This window comes from Actimicrobium sp. CCC2.4 (assembly GCF_034347385.1).
Taxonomy (GTDB): domain Bacteria; phylum Pseudomonadota; class Gammaproteobacteria; order Burkholderiales; family Burkholderiaceae_D; genus Actimicrobium.
The window spans coordinates 3,478,630-3,496,029 of record NZ_CP133777.1; the positions used below are offsets into that span (position 1 = coordinate 3,478,630).

Genomic DNA, 17,400 nt, shown 5'->3' on the forward strand with positions numbered 1-17,400 from the left:
TCGAGGACTTGTCGGTGCCATGGTCTATCTGGACGACTCTGCTGCTTCGCCGTTAAGCAAGACGCGCCGCAACAGCGAGCGCAGGAAACCCATTTCTTCATCGCTCAATCCAGCGAAGTTGCGCTCGCGTGCCGCCAGGTAAATGGCCGGCAACTGGTCGGCCAGCACCCCCCCCTCGGCGGTGAGTTGCAGCAGGAGTCTTCGACGGTCGGTACCCGCTGGCAAGCGAACGACCAGGGAGTGTTTAACCAGCCTGTCAACCATGCGCGTCATTGCCGCCGCATCGATATACAACTCGCGCGCCAGTTGCGATGCCGTATCGAAACGTCCGGACCTGAGCATCAACAAGATGCCACCCTGTGCATGGGTAATCCCCAGCGAGCTCAAGGCCTCATCAAGGGATTTGGCGAGTTGCGCCCGCGTGCGGCCAAGCAGATAGCCGACGCTTTCTTCGACAATGTAGGGAGCAGGAGTGGAAGCTGTAGACACGTTAATTATTAGCAATTGATTGACTAGGCAAGAATATACGCGAGTTCTCCGTGCTCCGCATCCGATGACGATAAAACTCTGCGCCCCTTACGATGCGACGAACGACGGCCGTGAATTGCTCACCGGCCGGAAGTTTTCGGGAAATGCAAACGCATCACGCAATGCCCTGCAAGCCTGACATTGCTTGCTTATGAACCAGCAATACCGGCTTGCCCGAAAACCAACCCTCAAATTAATCAAACGACCTTGGTTAATGTGATTACACTGCACCTTTAATCATGCTATTTGGTTCACTTATGCCTGCTACCGAAGTATGTACGACACGTCATGCCGCCAAAATTCTGGGCATCTCCGTGACCTCGGTCCAGCAACTGGTTGAAACCGGGGCGCTGACCGCATGGAAGACAACTGGCGGACACAGGCGCATACCCCTCAACGCGGTGCATGCCTACAAACTCTCGCGCGCCACCAACGGTGACACCGCCGACGAACTGCCTGCGCAAACGGCAAAAACATCGATCCTGATCATTCAGGACGGGCAACAAAAACGTGATTTTTATGAAGACCAGATTGCATCCTGGAATCTCAATGCCAGCATGGCGTTTTGCAGCAATGGCTACCAGGCACTAATGGAAATTACGCGGAGCAAACCGGACATTTTGCTGGCCGACATGCCCATGGATAAGGCGGCGGGCCAGGAACTGATCAACACCATCCTGACTTATCCCGATTTATCCGACATGCACATGGCCGTCGTGTCGAACATAGAACAAGAGTCGCCGGCAAGTTGGGCAGGCCTGTCTGATGGCGTGGTGTTTTTCAGCAATCCGGTCAACCTCGATGAGTTACGCGGCTACTTGCGCGGATGCTGCGCAGGACAGGAGCGCGTGAGGCGCACTGCCGGCAGAGGATGACGGGGAATTATTGAAAGCCAGCTGAAGTTAGCCGGCTGCAGTTTCTGCAAGCGAGACGTCGAAGCGACTTTTCCAAGTCACATTGACTGCACAAACAAAAAAGGACTTGAGCAATAAGCCAAGTCCTCGATTGCAACTGTGATTCTGGTGGGCGGTGCGGGTTTCGAACCTGCGACCCCTGCCGTGTGAAGGCAGTGCTCTACCCCTGAGCTAACCGCCCGATGCGGCGCAGATTATCGCATGAATGCGATGCAAAACACCACACCACAACGCAATCAATTTTCAGCCACGCGCCAGAGCGAGGTACCACGGATTTCCTTGTCGAGCGCCGTCAATGCCAGCTCGTGTTCGCTCAGCTCCTCTGCGCTGGCCGGCAGCAAAACAATGTCCGCCAGCGGAACCAGTTCAAGATGCACCCCGGATTCGCCGGCTTGATCGCCGTCATCCAGTTCCATGCTGAGACTGTTCTGACCGCGTGTCATTGCCAGATACACCTCGGCCAGCAATTCGGCATCGAGTAACGCACCGTGCAATGTGCGATGCGCATTCGATACGCCATACCGGTCGCACAGCGAGTCCAGCGAGTTACGTTTTCCGGGGTGCATTTCCTTGGCCTGCACTAGCGTATCGATGACGCCGCTGACCTGTGTATTGAACAGCGGGATGTCGAGTCGCTTGAATTCGGCATCCAGAAAACCGACGTCGAACGGCGCGTTGTGAATGATGACCTCGGCACCGCTGATGTAGTCACGCAGCTCGGCAACGACTGCCGCGAACTTGGGTTTATCGCGCAGAAACTCGGTAGTCAGTCCGTGTACCGCCAGCGCGCCTTCTTCGGAATCGCGCTCCGGATTGAGGTAGCAGTGAAAGTTCTTGCCGGTCAGCCGGCGATTGATCATTTCAACGCAGCCGATTTCAATGACGCGGTCGCCGGAACGGGGATTAAGACCCGTGGTCTCGGTATCGAGAACGATTTGTCGCATGAGTGTGTTGTCCTGATAAATGAATGGCTTAGTGATGGCCGCTTAGCGGATCGAATCAACGCCGCGGTTGGCCAGCGTGTCAGCGCGCTCATTGCCGACGTGTCCGGAGTGGCCGCGCACCCAGCGCCATTGAATCTGATGCATCTGTTGGGCCAGATCCAGCGCTTGCCACAGGTCGACATTCTTGACCGGTTCGCGCGCGGCAGTTTTCCAGCCGCGTTTTTTCCAGCCGTGAATCCACTCGCTGATTCCCTTTTGCACGTACTGGCTATCGGTATGCACGATGACATCACAGGGGCGGCGTAGCGCCGTCAGCGCTTCAATGACGGCTTTCAATTCCATCCGGTTATTGGTGGTGTCGCGCTCGCCACCGAATAACTCTTTTTCGTTGGTCCCGGCCACCAGCCAGGCTCCCCAGCCACCTCGACCGGGATTTCCCTTGCAGGCCCCGTCGGTATAAATTTCAACTTTTTCCATGATTATTTTTTCTTGTGTGCTTTGTTAGTGGCGGGCACCGCGCGGGCAGAACTGGCTACTGGCCGCCGCCATGCCGGACCGATCAGATGCATACCCTTGACCCGCTTGATTGCATGCACGACATACACCGCGCCCAGGTAGGGCCACCAGCGCTGGCCGATTTTTTCCATGAACGCGAACCGCTCCAGCCATTTTTCGGTTCGGCACGGCGGCGCGTAACAGCCGAAATATCCCTGATCGACCTCCATGTTGAGCAGTTCGAGCCAGTCTTTCAGGCGCGGCATGCTGATAAATTCGCCATCGCGCGGCAGGAACGCCGACCCGCTCAATCGTCCTGCCATCTGCCGCGCGCCCCACAGGCTGGCTGAATTGAAACCGCAAATAATCAGCCTGCCTTCCGGCCGCAGCACCCGCTCGACTTCACGTAATACTTGATGGGGTTCGCGCGAAAACTCCAGCACGTGCGGCAAAACCACCAGATCCAGGCTCTGTGACGCAAAGGGCAATTCGGCCAGATCATGGGCAATCGCTACCGCGAGTCGGGTACCTGACGCCAGATCAACATGGGTATCGGCCAGCCACTTGTTGGGCATCCGGTTAGCGCTGAGCGCATTGATTTGCGGCAGGCCGATCTGCATCGCATTGAAGCCGAAAATGTCAGCGGTCAATGCATCGAGGCAGGATTGCTCCCAGGCCAGCACGTAAGCCCCTGCTGCGCTATCGAGCCAGGGGCCGAGCGCTATAATGCATTTTTCTGAAGGTAGGTGATCCATGGCGACGTTACAAGTGTTGACGATTCCCGCGTTCGATGACAATTACCTGTGGCTCGTCCATGACGGCGTCCATGCCGCCGTGGTTGACCCCGGCGATGCCGGGCCCATCCTCGCGGCACTGGCGCTCCATCAGTTGTCGCTAGCCGCTATTCTACTGACTCATCACCATGCTGACCATGTTGGCGGTGTGCCCGAACTGCTGCGACATGCCAGCGTGCCGGTCTATGGCCCCCGCCACGAAAAAATTCCCACCGTTAGCCATCTGCTGGAACAAGGCGATACCGTCGTCGTACCGGAATTGCAATGGCAACTTGGTGTGCTCGATGTTCCGGGTCATACAAGCGGCCATATTGCTTACTTCGCCGCGGTCGAGGAATGGCTATTTTGCGGCGACACATTGTTTGCCGGTGGCTGCGGACGCCTGTTCGAAGGGACTCCCGAACAGATGGATGCGTCGCTGCAAAAGCTCGCGGGCCTGCCGGGCCGGACCAGCGTCTTTTGCGCCCACGAATACACCATGGCCAATTTGCGCTTTGCGCAAGCAGTCGAACCGGGCAACGTCGCGTTGCAAGAGCGTATTGTGCGCGAGCAGGACAAGCGCGACCGCCACATCCCGACCGTTCCGTCGACGATCACGCTGGAGCGCGAGACCAACCCGTTTCTGAGATGGCGTGAAGCCGAAATCCGGCACAGCCTGCAAGAAGCCGGCAAGCTGGGGGACGACACCGGCATCGCCGGATTTGCCGCGCTACGTGCCTGGAAAAATAGCTATCGCTGATCCGGCGCAATCCGGTGGTGATTTTTTTGTCGTCACAGTGAATTTTTTAGGATGCCGGCGATCGACTCTGCAAGGGCTTGATCGACCATCGCTCAAGCATGGCCTGCGTGCCCGGGCGGCGGCTATTCTGTAACTATTCTTGACGGGTCGAATGGCGCTTACGTACACTCCGTGATCGATTTTACGATTCAGCTGCATCGAGTCCAGCAAAAATAAGGAACAGACCCATGCAGCAGAAGCTATTCCGCGCCCTCACCTTCTCCGCTTTCCTGCTGCTAGCCGCGCCCCACGCGAGCAAGGCCAACGACCTCAGTATTTCCCCGTCGATCACCGATTACACCTACGACCCGAGCGACCCCGTTACCCAGGTGCTGGCAATCGAAGAGCTCGATGTCTGGGGCCGCATCCGTAACGGCTTCGGTATTCCCGACCTCAATAATCCGCTGGTACTCAGCCAGACCAACTGGTACAGCGCCCGCCCCGAATACATCCAGCGCACCACGCTGCGGGCATCGCGCTATCTATTTCATGTCCTGCAGGAACTCGAAAAACGCGACATGCCAACCGAACTGGCGCTGCTGCCGTTCATCGAATCGGCTTTCAATCCGGAAGCCTATTCATCGGCCAAGGCATCCGGCATGTGGCAGTTCATTCCGTCGACCGGACTTGACTTCAACCTCAAGCAGAACCTGTTCAAGGATGAGCGGCGCGATGTCCTCGCCTCGACGGATGCCGCCCTGACCTATCTGCAAAAACTGCATGGCATGTTCGGTGACTGGCAGCTGGCACTGGCCGCCTACAACTGGGGCGAAGGATCGGTGCAACGGGCAATCAAGAAGAATCAAGCCAACGGCTTACCAACCGATTTCAATAGCCTGTCCGCACTGATGCCGGCCGAAACCCGCAACTATGTTCCCAAGCTCCAGGCCGTCAAGAACATCATCGCCACGCCGGAAGCGTTTGGCATCACGCTGCCGAAAGCAGACAACCAACCCTACTTTGTGACGATCGGCAAGACCCGTGACATCGACCTGAAAGTTGCCGCGCAACTGGCCGAAATCACCCTCGACGAATTCAAGAGTCTGAACCCTCAGTTCAACCGACCTGTTATTACCGGCAGCGCCAGCACCAAGATATTGCTGCCCCAGCAAAATGCCGAACGCTTCAAGATCAACCTGGCGCAATGGAATCGCCCATTGTCGTCATGGATGGCACACACGGTAACCAAGCGCGAGCGCATCGAAGCCATTGCCGCGCTGTTCAATACCGAGCCGCAGTTACTGCGCGAAGTCAATCACATCCCACCCAATATGCGCCTGAAGGCCGGCTCGACAATCCTGGTTCCCAAAACTGCCAAGGCTGCCGAAACCGACATCACCGCCGAAGTCGCCGATAACGCAGTGATGTCAATGGAGCCGGATGTGCCGGATTTCCGCCGCATCGCCGTGCGGGTTGGCAAGCGTGACAACCTTGCGTCGATTGCACAGCGCTACAACGTCACCGTGGCGCAAGTGAAGAACTGGAACGATTTGCAGCGCGACACCTTGCGCAGCGGCCAGACGCTGCATGTGCAAGTTCCTTATCGTGCAAGCGCCAAGACCGGACAGCGTACGGTGCGCGTCGCAGCGAACCGCCCCCATCACAAAGATGCCAGGTCAGACAAAAAATTACGCAACGGCCCGATACTCGCTTCAGCACGCTGAGCCGGGAGTACCGGTACGGGTGCGGACTTGCCCCAAGCACGGCAAGCCCCTACAATCTCGCACGATCTGACCGCAAGGGCTGCACCCGCCGCCTCATCCGTTCAACCCCAGCACTGGCGCTTGCCTTCTTCATCGAACGCAAGCGCTTGTAATTTGATCCCACCAGGAGTTCTGCATGGCTTTTTTGCAAGGCAAAAAAATCCTCATCACCGGCCTGCTATCGAATCGTTCGATCGCATATGGCATTGCAACCGCTTGCAAACGCGAAGGTGCCGAACTGGCATTCACGTATGTCGGAGAACGCTTCAAGGAACGCACGGTCGAGTTTGCCCGCGAGTTCGACAGCGAACTGATTTTTGATTGCGACGTCGGCAGCGATGAACAAATTACCGCCTTGTTCACTGACCTGGCCAAGTCCTGGGATCAACTCGACGGCCTGGTGCATGCGATCGGCTTTGCACCGCGCGAAGCAATCGCCGGCGACTTCCTCGACGGTCTGTCGCGCGAGGGTTTCAAGATCGCCCACGATATTTCGGCCTACAGTTTCCCGGCCATGGCCAAGGCCGCGTTGCCGATGCTGCGTCCGAACGCGGCCCTGCTGACGCTGACCTATCTCGGCGCAATGCGCTCGCTGCCGAACTACAACACGATGGGTCTGGCCAAAGCATCGCTCGAAGCCAGTGTGCGCTACATGGCGGAATCGCTCGGACCGAAAGGCGTTCGCGTCAATGGTATTTCAGCCGGTCCGATCAAGACACTGGCTGCCAGCGGTATCAAGGACTTCAGCAAGATCCTCAATTTCGTCAAGACGCATTCGCCGCTGCGGCGCAATGTCACCCAAGACGATGTCGGCAATGCAGCCGCCTTCCTGCTATCCGACCTGGCCGCCGGCATCACCGGTGAAATTACCTATGTCGACGGCGGCTTCTCGCATGTCGTCGGCGGTATCGCCGAATAAGACCACGCGCAACCGGCGTCAACGAACAGCCTCCTGTGCGGAGGCTGCTTTTGATCCCTCTGCGCGAGCCCCGCCGATTCGCCGCAGTGCAATAAATAGTTCGACACCGTAGCACTTTCCCCTGTACACTTCGCCTCGTTCATTGCCCAGCGCAGTGTTCACCGTAGCACCGCAAACCCTTCGCATTAACGATAAGCCCCCCGCCTCTTGGTGTTGATGTTCAAACACCGTCCCGGCGCAAAGCTTTATGTGCCGAAATTTCTCTGAGTTTACTAGCTGTTGTTACTTAGCTGTTTCGTTGGTTGGCGTTGCATTTTTATTGCGCTTTCGCATGCACTCGACCGAGTGCCGCGCAGCGCTGAGTTCACGAAAGATAAAAAATGACTTTTGAAGCCCTTGGCCTCCACACGTCCGTAATCAAAGCACTTACCGAATCCGGCTACCTCAAGCCAACCAGCGTGCAGGAGCAAGCCATTCCTGCCGCCATCGAAGGCCGTGACCTGCTGGTTTCATCGCAAACCGGCTCCGGCAAAACCGCCGCATTCATGCTGCCAGCCCTGCACAAATTTGCTACTGCCGCCGAACTGCAACTGGCCGACAGCAGCAAGACACCAAATCAAGAAAAACAATCCGCACTGGCCCGTGGCGAGCGTCCGCGCTTCAAGGCTGCCCAGCCTAAGATGCTGGTCCTGACCCCGACCCGCGAACTCGCTTTGCAAGTCACCACCGCCACCGACAAGTACGGTTCGCAGATGCGTCGCATCAAAGCTGTCTCGATTCTGGGCGGCATGCCTTACCCGAAGCAAATGCAATTGCTGGCCAAGAATCCAGAGATTCTGGTTGCCACCCCTGGTCGTTTGATCGACCACATGGAATCGGGCAAGATCGATTTCTCGCAACTCGAAATCCTGGTCCTCGACGAAGCTGACCGCATGCTGGACATGGGTTTCATCGACGATATCGAAAAGATCGTTGCTGCCACACCGGAATCCCGCCAGACCATGCTGTTCTCGGCAACGCTCGACGGCGTCGTCGGCAATATGGCCAAGCGCATCACCAAGAACCCGATGATCATCCAGATCGCCGGTTCGGCCACCAAGCATGAAAACATCAGCCAGCGCGTCCACTTTGTCGACGATCTGTCGCACAAGAATCGTCTGCTGGATCATCTGCTGCGCGACGAGACGATGGACCAGGCTGTTGTGTTCACCGCCACCAAGCGTGACGCTGACACCATCGCCGACCGTCTGAACATCGCCGGTTTCGCTGCTGCTGCCCTGCATGGCGACATGCATCAAGGCGCGCGCAACCGTACCCTCGACGGCATGCGTCGTGGTCAGGTTCGTGTTCTGGTTGCCACCGACGTCGCTGCCCGCGGTATCGATGTGCCAGCGATCACCCACGTATTCAACTACGATCTGCCGAAATTCCCTGAAGACTACGTCCACCGCATCGGTCGTACAGGTCGGGCCGGTCGTAACGGTATCGCCGTATCGCTGGTCAATCATGCCGAAGGCATCAATGTCAAACGCATTGAGCGCTTCACCAAGCAATTGATCCCGGTGGAAGTGATCGAAGGTTTCGAGCCTAAGAAGACCGCATCCGCACCACGTTCCGGCCAAAAGCCAGGCGGCTGGAAACCAGGCGATAACCGCAGTGCGGCCAAGCCAGGTCAGCGCACCTTCAGCAAGCCGTCGGCACCACGCAAAGATGGCAGCAGCTTCAGCAAGGGCCCGCGTACCGGCGACGCCGGCGGTGCTGCCCGTCGTCCCTACGGCGATCGTTAATCGATCACCGTACGAATTCCCGGGGTAACCCGGGAGGACATAAAAAAACCCGCGACAGCCCGGCTGACGCGGGTTTTTTATTGCCGCTCAGAGCGCGCAGGTACGAAAGCCGATGAACATGTCACTGCGCTCCGGCAAATAAAAATTCCGGTAATGCAGCGAACGCGATCGCGCCGGCGTCGCAAACGAGGCTCCCCGCACCGACTGGTGCGAGTCGAACCAGGGTGCGGAATATTCGCGGTATCCGTCAGCGGCAAAGCCTGCATACGGACCGAATGGCGAACAAGTCCACTCCCACAGATCGCCCCAATGAAAAGCCGGATGACCTGCACCGGCGGCGCCTTCCCACTCCGCTTCGGTGGGCAGTCGACGGCCGGCCCAGACGCAGTACGCTTGCGCTTCGTACAGGCTGACGTGCCGGACCGGCTCGCGCATCGGCAGCATCAGCACGTCACCAAAACGCCGGCAGCGCCACTGCTGCCCGTCCCGCACCCAGTCCTGCGGAGCCGAACGCTCCTGCTGCATCAGCCAGGCCTTGCCTGCAGCGGTCCAGAACTGCGCTTTCTGATATCCGCCATCGGCGACGAACTCGCTGAATTGCGCATAAGTCACTAGCGTCGCATCGATGCTGTAGGCGTCCAGCAGGTACGCATGCGCCCATTTTTCATTGTCGAATACGAAGCCCCGACCGGCCGCGCTGCCCAGTTGTATCGTCCCGCCCGGAAAGCGAATGGCGCGTTGCATCGCGCCGGATGTGAGGGGGAGCACCAGCGCATCTGACAGCGCAATACCGAGCGTATTGAGCGTCGACAGCAAGGCTTCGCCATGCATGTCTTCATGCGCCAGTACCAACCGGTACCGATACAGCGAGACATCGTCGGATAGAGCACGCGACAGCTTGTCGAGACTGCGGTCCAGCACTTCGCGACAGTACATCTTGAGCGCACCAGTGCCTGGCAATCCGAGCGTCCAGCGTGCGAGGTGGGGGATGGTATTCGAGTCGAACCAATCGTCTCCCTTGGTCAGCAACGAGGTCCGCAGCGCAGAATCAGGGGCGCTGGTTTGCGCATCCCGCAGCACGTACCATTCGGCAAACCAGGCCAGATGCCCGAGCTCCCATAACGGCGGATTGAGGATGGATAGCCTGGGGACATTGGCCGGATCATCCAGCCCGACCGACTGAAAACAGTCGAACAGGGCAAGGGTATAATTTCGCGCCTGGGACAAGGCCTCGGCCAGATCGCCGGGTGCCAGCAGACGAAAAGAAGCAACTTCAGCATTCATCGTTAATCATCAACTTCAAAAAAATCAGGTTCACTGGAAAGGTGTCTTGGCTAAACCACTCGTCCTCATTATCAGTCCCGCACTGGCAAATGCCAACAATGGCAACTGGCAAACTGCGGCGCGCTGGTCGCGCTTTTTGCGCGATGGGCATTCCGTCATTTGTACTGCGAGCGATGCCACAACGGCCTCCACGCTGCGACCCGATATCGTGATTGCGCTTCATGCGCGCCGCTCGGCCTCAGCCTTGAAACAGTTCGCAGACCACTGCCCGTCGATACTTGTACTGACCGGTACCGATCTTTACCGCGACATCCGGACTGATCCGGTGGCACGGCATTCGTTATCGATCGCCACGCGGCTGGTCCTCCTGCAGTCAGCCGGCATCGACGAACTACCTGCATCGATGCACGAAAAAACGCACGTTATCTATCAGTCGGCACGTACCCTAAAGGCAATCACGCGCCAGCGCTCCGCACTTAAGGTCATCATGATAGGCCACCTGCGCGCCGAGAAAGATCCGGCCACTTTCCTGCGCGCCTGCGTCCATCTGGCACACGATGATATCGACTTCCTCCATATCGGCGGCGCACTCGATGCAGAACTCAAGGCGCTGGCCGATACGACGGCAGAGCGGCAACCGCGCTACCGCTGGATCGGCAACCAACCGTATGCCACCACCCGCCAGCGCCTCAAGCACAGCGACCTGATGGTCATCAGCTCGGTCATGGAAGGCGGTGCCAACGTGATCATCGAAGCCATCACCAGCGGCGTGGCCGTCGTGGCCAGCGATATTCCAGGCAATCGTGGCATGCTCGGCGACGACTATGCCGGCTACTTTCCAGTAGGGGATGCGGGCGCGCTGGCGACGCTGATCCGGCGCAGCGCCAGCGAGCCACTTTTTCTCGCGCGCCTGCAAACGCAATGCGATCTGCGCCGTCCGCTGTTTGCTCCAGAACGCGAATGCGCAGCAGTGAGGCAGTTGGTAGATAATTGCGTGCACATTTAGGTCAGCCTGCAAGCCGACCCTCATTCCCGACACCCCAAGGATTTCCATGAACGCTCCCATCAACGCGCCAGCCAGCGCTCCCGTCAAACTCACCTCGTTTTCCCACGGTGGCGGTTGCGGCTGCAAAATTGCCCCCGGTGTACTGGCACAAATCCTGAAAAATTCGACCGGCTTTCCGGTACCAAAAGAACTGCTGGTCGGCATCGAAACCGCCGACGATGCGGCGGTCTACCAGCTCAATGACGAGCAGGCCCTGATCGCAACTACCGACTTTTTCATGCCCATCGTCGATGATCCGTTCGACTTCGGCCGCATCGCCGCGACCAACGCCATTTCGGATGTCTATGCGATGGGTGGTACGCCAATCATGGCGCTGGCGCTGGTTGGCATGCCGATCAACAAATTGCCGGTTGAGGTCATCGGTCAGATCATCAAGGGCGGAGAAACCATCTGCGCCGAAGCAGGCATACCGATTGCCGGTGGCCACACGATTGATTCGGTTGAACCTATCTATGGCCTGGTCGTGCTGGGCTTGATCCATCCATCCAAGGTCAAACGTAATGACGGTGCCAAAGTGGGCGACCGGCTCATCCTTGGTAAGCCGATTGGCGTCGGTATCCTGTCGGCTGCACTGAAGAAGGAAGTCCTTGATGCCGACGGTTACAAGGCAATGATAGCCAACGCGACCAAGCTCAACAAACCCGGCAAAGCCTTGTCAGAACTCGCTGGTGTCCACGCGCTCACCGATGTGACTGGCTTCGGCTTGCTTGGGCATACGCTGGAACTGGCCCGCGGTGCGAACCTGACCGCGCAACTGCGGATGGCAGACATACCGTTGCTGCCGAACGTGCAGGCACTGGCCGAGGCCGGTTGCGTGACCGGCGCATCGGGACGCAACTGGGATGGCTACGGCATGGATGTGGTGCTTGATGCATCAATCACGATGACGCAACAAATGCTGTTGACCGATCCGCAGACATCAGGCGGATTGCTGGTGTCCTGTGATGCCGATAGCGTCGATGCCGTTCTGGAGATATTCCGTGCGGGCGGTTTTGAACACGCCGCCGTCATCGGTGAGATTGTCAGCGGTCCGGGCAACGTCAACGTCTCGCAATAAACGCTCCCGGCACCGTGTCAGTGCAGCGTGTGCACTGACACGGTGCCAGCCCGTCTATTCGTCCTTGGCGCCGTCGATACCGAGCTCCTGTATCTTGCGCGTGATGGTATTGCGTCCGATACCAAGACGAATCGCGGCATCATTCTTGCGACCATGCGTGTGCTTGAGCGCTGTCTTGATCAACGCAGATTCGAACAGTCTGCCCAGCATGCCCATCACGTCCGGCTGACCGGCCGCCAGCATTCTGGCCGCTTCCGTTTCCAGCGAATCCACCCAGGTGTCAGGCTCGACCGCCCCGGTAACTGGCGCGCTGCTTGCCGGCGTCAGCGCCCCGCTCCCCTCAGGCATCGATAGCGGTGTCATCACGCCAGGGGGTGGCGTGGCAACTGCAGCAAAACTCCCGCCGTCGATCAAGTCGCGCGGCAAGTCCTTGACCTCGACGCTTTGGCCCGGTGCCATCACCGTAATCCAGTTGCACAGGTTTTCCAGCTGACGCACATTGCCCGGCAGATCAAGACCAGTCAGGAACTGCATCGCGCCATCGGTCATTCGCTTGGCATCACCGCCGAGCTGCTTGGCGCTCTGCGTCAGGAAATAACGGGTCAGGATAGGGATGTCTTCACGCCGTTCGCGCAGGCTCGGCAGCCGGAGGCGAATCACATTGAGGCGGTGGTATAAATCTTCGCGGAACAAGCCTTCCCGCACCCGCTGCTCGAGGTTCTGATGCGTTGCAGCGATCACGCGTACGTTGGCTTTCATCGGCTGGTGTCCGCCGACCCGATAGAAGTGACCATCGGATAGCACGCGCAACAAGCGGGTCTGCAGGTCGAATGGCATGTCGCCGATTTCATCGAGGAACAAGGTGCCGTTTTCGGCTTGCTCAAAGCGACCGCGCCGGCTGGCTTGGGCACCGGTGAACGCACCGCGCTCATGGCCGAACAATTCGGATTCGAGCAGGTCTTTCGGAATTGCGGCTGTATTGAGGGCGATGAACGGTTGCGCGGCGCGCGGGCTGTGCTTGTGCAATGCCCTTGCGACCAGCTCCTTGCCGGTGCCGGATTCACCGGTGATCAATACCGTCACGTTCGATTGTGACAAGCGCCCGATCGCACGGAACACATCCTGCATTGCTGGCGCCTGGCCGAGGATCTCGGGGGTTTCTGCCGGTGCCTGCTCGACACTGGCTTCGCGCAAGCTCTCGTCGAGCGCGCGGCGAATCAGCTCGACGGCTTTTTCAAGATCGAAGGGCTTGGCCAGATATTCGAAGGCCCCACCCTGGAAGGCTGCAACCGCCGAATCCAGATCGGAGAAGGCCGTGATGATGATGACCGGCAGGCCGGGGTACTTGGTCTTGACGGTCTGCAGTAATTCGAGGCCGGAGCCGCCCGGCATCCGTATGTCGGAAACCAGTACCTGCGGCGTGTCGTGTTGCAATGCGTCGTTCGCATCCCGTGCGTTGGAAAAACTTCTGGTCGCCAGATTTTCGCGTGCCAGTGCTTTTTCGAGTACCCAGCGTATCGATTCGTCGTCGTCAACAATCCAGATTGGTTTCATAGTCTCTTTGGTGTCCACGTCATGTAACAGCACTCGTGGTGCTTGCTACGATCCGCCCCCTGCTGATCAAGGTAGCGGTATCAATATCCTGAAATCCGTGCATCCCGGCTGACTCTCGCATTCGATCACACCCGAATGCTGCTGAATGAAAGTCTGGGCCAGTGTCAACCCCAATCCGCTGCCACCTTCTCTTCCTGAGACTAGCGGGAAGAAAATACGGTCACGAATCTCGGTCGGAATGCCGGGGCCATTGTCGAGGATATGCAAGTCTAGTGCCAGCCGATAACGTACCTTCGCCAGCGTCACTTGTCGCGCCACGCGCGTCTGTAAAGTGAGCACCGCATCGCCCAGACGGATCCGTTCGGAGAGTGCCTGGGCGGCGTTGTGGGCAATGTTCAGGACTACCTGGATCAGCTGCTCCTTGTCGCCCCGGAAGTCAGGTAAGGACAGATCATAGTCACGCCGGATTTCCAGGCCGCTTGGAAATTCGGCAACCATCAGGCTGCGGACACGTTCGCAGACTTCGTGGATATTGACGTCGCCGACGATGTGCGGGCGCCGGTGCGGCGCGAGCAAGCGGTCGACCAAGGTCTGCAACCGATCCGCCTCCTTGATGATGACCTGGGTGTATTCGCGCAGCTCTTTCAGGTGGCGCTCGGGCAGCTCGAGTTCTAGCAATTGCGCCGCACCGCGAATGCCACCCAGCGGGTTCTTGATTTCATGTGCCAGGTTGCGGATGAGCTCCTTGTTCGCTTGGCTCTGGTCGAGCAACCGTTCTTCGCGGTCGAGCTTGAGTTGCTGGACGTTTTCACGCATCTCGATGAGGACCGGCGAATCCGGATTATCCAGCGCTGTCACCACCACATGGACTTGCAAGGACTCGCGCCCGATCCGTTGCAGTGTCAGATCCTGGCGCTTTTCGGCGAACTCGTGCGCGACGGCTTGCCTGAACACAGTTTCCAGCTTGTCGCCATTGACGAACAGTCCGAATAGCAGATGCTGGTCCAGCAGACGGAACGAGCACTCCAGCATATTTTCAGCGGCGGCGTTGGCATAGGTAATACGGCCTTCGGCGTCGAGGATGACGACAGCCGACGCCAGCAGGTCGAGACCTGCAACGGAATTAACAGAGATTTTCACGATGATCCAGACAGGCAGGCCGCATCACGCGGCGCGGTTGATGCACGTTCCGGCGTCACTTGAGATTGCCGAGTTCGCGCTTGAGGGCTTCAATATTTTTTTCGGAACGGCCGATTTCTTCTTTCATGCCAGCCACGCGATCGAGGTACTTGGCATAGTTGCTTTCGTTACCCTGGCGTTCCGGCTCGCCACCGTTATAGGTTTTCTTGATCCCGGCGAGTTTTTCCTCTTCGGATTTCAATTCGTCGAGCAGTATCTGGCGGCGGTCGTTGTCACGCGCTTTCTGGATCTCGCTGTCTACCTTCGGAAAATCTCCCGACGCGCCCTTGGCTGATGTACTGCTCGCTGCCACTGGCGCACGCTTTGGCGTGGCAATGATGGTCATGCCGGGCAAATCGATTTTTTTGCAACCCTTGGTTGTGCCGGTGTTCTTGTACTCCTTGTTACCACGCTCATCGACACACAGGAATACTTCGTTCTGGGCATGGGCCTGATGCAGGCACAGAGAAAACAGGATGACGCCGCATACGGGGAGTTTCATAAATTTCATTCAGGGAACGGATCAGACGGACTGCCAGTTTAGGACAAGCGGCTGAGCATTACAAACGGTGATCCACCGCACACGCCGGCGTACAACACGGAGAGCGGATACAAAATAAAAAAGGGCGGGAAAAATCCCGCCCTTCTTTGCACTACACGTCAGCTTAGCGACGTCTTACAGCGAGTAGTACATGTCGAATTCGACCGGATGCGTCGTCATGCGGAAACGCGTGACTTCCTGCATTTTCAGTTCGATGTAGGCATCGATCATGCTGTCGCTGAATACACCACCACGGGTCAGGAATTCGCGGTCGCTGTTGAGGTACTCGAGCGCTTGCTCAAGTGACGAACAGACAGTCGGGATCAGCGCGTCTTCTTCCGGCGGCAAATGGTACAAGTCTTTCGAGGCTGCTTCGCCCGGATGAATCTTGTTTTGCACGCCATCCAGACCAGCCATCATCAGTGCCGAGAAGCACAGGTAAGGATTGGCCAGTGGATCCGGGAAACGGGTCTCGATGCGACGGCCTTTTGGATTCGGCACATGCGGGATGCGGATCGATGCCGAACGGTTACGAGCTGAGTAGGCCAGCTTGACCGGTGCTTCGTAGCCTGGCACCAGACGCTTGTACGAATTCGTACCCGGGTTGGTGATGGCGTTGAGTGCACGGGCATGCTTGATGATGCCGCCGATGTAGTACAGCGCGAACTCGGACAGACCGGCATAGCCGTCGCCGGCGAACAGGTTCTTGCCATCTTTCCAGATTGATTGATGGACGTGCATGCCTGAACCGTTGTCACCCACGATAGGCTTAGGCATGAAGGTCGCCGTCTTGCCGTAGGTGTGCGCCACATTCCAGACCACGTATTTCAGGTTCTGGGTCCAGTCGGCGCGCTCGACCAGGGTCGAGAAACGGGTACCGAGTTCATTCTGGCCGGCACCGGCAACTTCATGGTGATGCACTTCGACAGGAATACCCATGCCTTCAAGAATCAGCGACATTTCCGAACGCATGTCCTGCATGCTATCGACTGGCGGAACCGGGAAGTAACCACCCTTGACGGCTGGCCGATGGCCGGTGTTGCCGCCTTCGAATTTCTCGCCGGTGCTCCATGAGGCTTCTTCGGAATCGATCTTGACGAAGCAACCGTCCATGCCGATCTTCCAGCGTACGCTGTCGAAAATAAAGAATTCCGGCTCAGGACCAAAGTAGGCGGTGTCGCCCAGGCCGGAGGATTTCAGGTAGGCTTCAGCGCGCTTGGCAATCGAGCGCGGGTCACGGTCGTAACCCTTGCCATCGGATGGCTCGATGACATCGCACTGCATGAACATCGTGGTTTCTTCCATGAATGGATCGATGTTGGCGGTGTTTGGATCCGGCATCAGGATCATGTCGGAGGATTCGATGCCTTTCCAGCCGGCGATGGAGGAGCCATCGAATGCATGACCCGACTCAAATTTGTCCATGTCGAAATGGGAAACCGGAACCGTCACGTGCTGTTCTTTACCGCGGGTATCGGCGAAACGGAAATCAACGAATTTGACTTCGTTGTCTTTCGCCATTTTTAGTACTTCTGCTGCCGTCATTGCCATGCGAATCTCCTCTGATAGATCAATAAAATCCAAAATGTGCGAAATGGTCGTGAGCCGAATGATTGCATGTGAAAGTAGTCAACAGCAAGCTACGTACGTTCCAAAACTCAGCGTGAAATAATAGCAGATTCAATAGCAGATTCCATGCCAAGACCGGCGCGAATTATGGCACTCGAAATTATGCCGGAGTCAGGCAATATTGGCGCGCATCCTGCCTGTTCTTTAATTTTTCGCTGAATCGTACCGCCAACGACACTGCCACAATGGTGCCGAATCCTGTACGAATTCTTCATCTTGGTGCAGTCG

General features: G+C 57.7%; 16 protein-coding genes and 1 tRNA gene. 7 read left to right on the forward strand and 10 right to left on the reverse strand.

Translation table 11 applies throughout. The features are described 5' to 3' along the window. Positions 1-24: 24 nt before the first annotated feature. Positions 25-489, reverse strand: a complete 465-nt coding sequence (locus tag RHM62_RS16000; protein ID WP_322123048.1) for a MarR family transcriptional regulator — start codon at positions 487-489, stop codon at positions 25-27. 296 nt (positions 490-785) lie between these two features. On the opposite strand from RHM62_RS16000, the gene RHM62_RS16005 reads away from it, so the two are divergent. Further along, on the forward strand, positions 786-1,403 hold the full coding sequence (locus RHM62_RS16005; RefSeq protein WP_322123049.1) for an excisionase family DNA-binding protein: 618 nt from the start codon (positions 786-788) through the stop codon (positions 1,401-1,403). A gap of 145 nt (positions 1,404-1,548) precedes the next feature. Here the strand turns inward: RHM62_RS16005 and RHM62_RS16010 are convergent. From RHM62_RS16010 to RHM62_RS16025, 4 genes are all read right to left on the reverse strand, one after another. After that, positions 1,549-1,623: transfer RNA gene (locus RHM62_RS16010), tRNA-Val, on the reverse strand. A 55-nt stretch (positions 1,624-1,678) separates the two neighbouring features. Beyond that, positions 1,679-2,386 carry a DNA polymerase III subunit epsilon gene (gene dnaQ / locus RHM62_RS16015; protein ID WP_322123050.1) on the reverse strand — a complete coding sequence of 236 codons (708 nt, stop codon included), beginning with the start codon at positions 2,384-2,386 and terminating at the stop codon, positions 1,679-1,681. A gap of 42 nt (positions 2,387-2,428) precedes the next feature. Then, entirely contained in the window at positions 2,429-2,863 is a 435-nt protein-coding gene (rnhA, locus tag RHM62_RS16020) for a ribonuclease HI (RefSeq protein WP_322123051.1), read from the reverse strand. Between the two features lie 2 nt (positions 2,864-2,865). Continuing rightward, complete coding sequence (locus RHM62_RS16025; protein WP_322123052.1) at positions 2,866-3,636, reverse strand: class I SAM-dependent methyltransferase; 771 nt, start codon at positions 3,634-3,636, stop codon at positions 2,866-2,868. Between RHM62_RS16025 and gloB the strand changes: the two genes are divergently transcribed. From gloB to RHM62_RS16045, 4 genes are all read left to right on the forward strand, one after another. Continuing rightward, the gene (gloB, locus tag RHM62_RS16030; RefSeq protein WP_322123053.1) at positions 3,635-4,414 is read left to right on the forward strand and encodes a hydroxyacylglutathione hydrolase; all 780 of its coding nucleotides are present in this window, start codon (positions 3,635-3,637) and stop codon (positions 4,412-4,414) included. The genes RHM62_RS16025 and gloB overlap by 2 nt on opposite strands. A 227-nt stretch (positions 4,415-4,641) precedes the next feature. Then, entirely contained in the window at positions 4,642-6,117 is a 1,476-nt protein-coding gene (locus RHM62_RS16035; protein ID WP_322123054.1) for a transglycosylase SLT domain-containing protein, read from the forward strand. A 175-nt stretch (positions 6,118-6,292) separates the two neighbouring features. Then, positions 6,293-7,075 (forward strand): enoyl-ACP reductase FabI, encoded by a 783-nt coding sequence (gene fabI, locus RHM62_RS16040; RefSeq protein WP_322123055.1) that lies wholly within the window; start codon positions 6,293-6,295, stop codon positions 7,073-7,075. Between the two features lie 380 nt (positions 7,076-7,455). Further along, positions 7,456-8,862 (forward strand): DEAD/DEAH box helicase, encoded by a 1,407-nt coding sequence (locus RHM62_RS16045; RefSeq protein ID WP_322123056.1) that lies wholly within the window; start codon positions 7,456-7,458, stop codon positions 8,860-8,862. 87 nt (positions 8,863-8,949) lie between these two features. On the opposite strand, the gene senA is transcribed toward RHM62_RS16045, so the two are convergent. Beyond that, on the reverse strand, positions 8,950-10,146 hold the full coding sequence (gene senA, locus RHM62_RS16050) for a selenoneine synthase SenA (RefSeq protein ID WP_322123057.1): 1,197 nt from the start codon (positions 10,144-10,146) through the stop codon (positions 8,950-8,952). 46 nt (positions 10,147-10,192) lie between these two features. Between senA and senB the strand changes: the two genes are divergently transcribed. Together senB and selD are read left to right on the forward strand one after the other, a co-directional pair. Beyond that, positions 10,193-11,152 carry a selenoneine biosynthesis selenosugar synthase SenB gene (gene senB, locus RHM62_RS16055; RefSeq protein WP_322123058.1) on the forward strand — a complete coding sequence of 320 codons (960 nt, stop codon included), beginning with the start codon at positions 10,193-10,195 and terminating at the stop codon, positions 11,150-11,152. Between the two features lie 46 nt (positions 11,153-11,198). Then, positions 11,199-12,269, forward strand: coding sequence for a selenide, water dikinase SelD (gene selD / locus RHM62_RS16060; protein WP_322123059.1), 1,071 nt, complete (start codon positions 11,199-11,201; stop codon positions 12,267-12,269). A 54-nt stretch (positions 12,270-12,323) separates the two neighbouring features. On the opposite strand, the gene ntrC is transcribed toward selD, so the two are convergent. The 4 genes from ntrC to glnA form a co-directional block, all read right to left on the reverse strand. Further along, a complete protein-coding gene (ntrC, locus tag RHM62_RS16065; RefSeq protein WP_322123060.1) occupies positions 12,324-13,823 on the reverse strand; it encodes a nitrogen regulation protein NR(I) in 1,500 nt (499 codons plus the stop codon). A gap of 66 nt (positions 13,824-13,889) precedes the next feature. Continuing rightward, complete coding sequence (gene glnL, locus RHM62_RS16070) at positions 13,890-14,963, reverse strand: nitrogen regulation protein NR(II) (RefSeq protein WP_322123061.1); 1,074 nt, start codon at positions 14,961-14,963, stop codon at positions 13,890-13,892. 55 nt (positions 14,964-15,018) lie between these two features. Continuing rightward, complete coding sequence (locus RHM62_RS16075) at positions 15,019-15,504, reverse strand: DUF4124 domain-containing protein (RefSeq protein ID WP_322123062.1); 486 nt, start codon at positions 15,502-15,504, stop codon at positions 15,019-15,021. Between the two features lie 174 nt (positions 15,505-15,678). Then, positions 15,679-17,094 (reverse strand): type I glutamate--ammonia ligase, encoded by a 1,416-nt coding sequence (gene glnA, locus RHM62_RS16080; protein ID WP_322123063.1) that lies wholly within the window; start codon positions 17,092-17,094, stop codon positions 15,679-15,681. Positions 17,095-17,400: the final 306 nt, after the last annotated feature.

Excerpts from the sequence above, each read along its gene's own strand:
- RHM62_RS16025 (WP_322123052.1), bottom strand. The coding sequence starts at position 3,636 with ATGGATCACCTACCTTCAGAAAAATGCATTATAGCGCTCGGCCCCTGG.
- selD (WP_322123059.1), top strand. The coding sequence starts at position 11,199 with ATGAACGCTCCCATCAACGCGCCAGCCAGCGCTCCCGTCAAACTCACC.
- RHM62_RS16035 (WP_322123054.1), top strand. The coding sequence starts at position 4,642 with ATGCAGCAGAAGCTATTCCGCGCCCTCACCTTCTCCGCTTTCCTGCTG.
- glnA (WP_322123063.1), bottom strand. The coding sequence starts at position 17,094 with ATGGCAATGACGGCAGCAGAAGTACTAAAAATGGCGAAAGACAACGAA.
- fabI (WP_322123055.1), top strand. The coding sequence starts at position 6,293 with ATGGCTTTTTTGCAAGGCAAAAAAATCCTCATCACCGGCCTGCTATCG.
- RHM62_RS16045 (WP_322123056.1), top strand. The coding sequence starts at position 7,456 with ATGACTTTTGAAGCCCTTGGCCTCCACACGTCCGTAATCAAAGCACTT.
- RHM62_RS16005 (WP_322123049.1), top strand. The coding sequence starts at position 786 with ATGCCTGCTACCGAAGTATGTACGACACGTCATGCCGCCAAAATTCTG.
- rnhA (WP_322123051.1), bottom strand. The coding sequence starts at position 2,863 with ATGGAAAAAGTTGAAATTTATACCGACGGGGCCTGCAAGGGAAATCCC.
- RHM62_RS16075 (WP_322123062.1), bottom strand. The coding sequence starts at position 15,504 with ATGAAACTCCCCGTATGCGGCGTCATCCTGTTTTCTCTGTGCCTGCAT.
- senA (WP_322123057.1), bottom strand. The coding sequence starts at position 10,146 with ATGAATGCTGAAGTTGCTTCTTTTCGTCTGCTGGCACCCGGCGATCTG.
- gloB (WP_322123053.1), top strand. The coding sequence starts at position 3,635 with ATGGCGACGTTACAAGTGTTGACGATTCCCGCGTTCGATGACAATTAC.
- dnaQ (WP_322123050.1), bottom strand. The coding sequence starts at position 2,386 with ATGCGACAAATCGTTCTCGATACCGAGACCACGGGTCTTAATCCCCGT.
- ntrC (WP_322123060.1), bottom strand. The coding sequence starts at position 13,823 with ATGAAACCAATCTGGATTGTTGACGACGACGAATCGATACGCTGGGTA.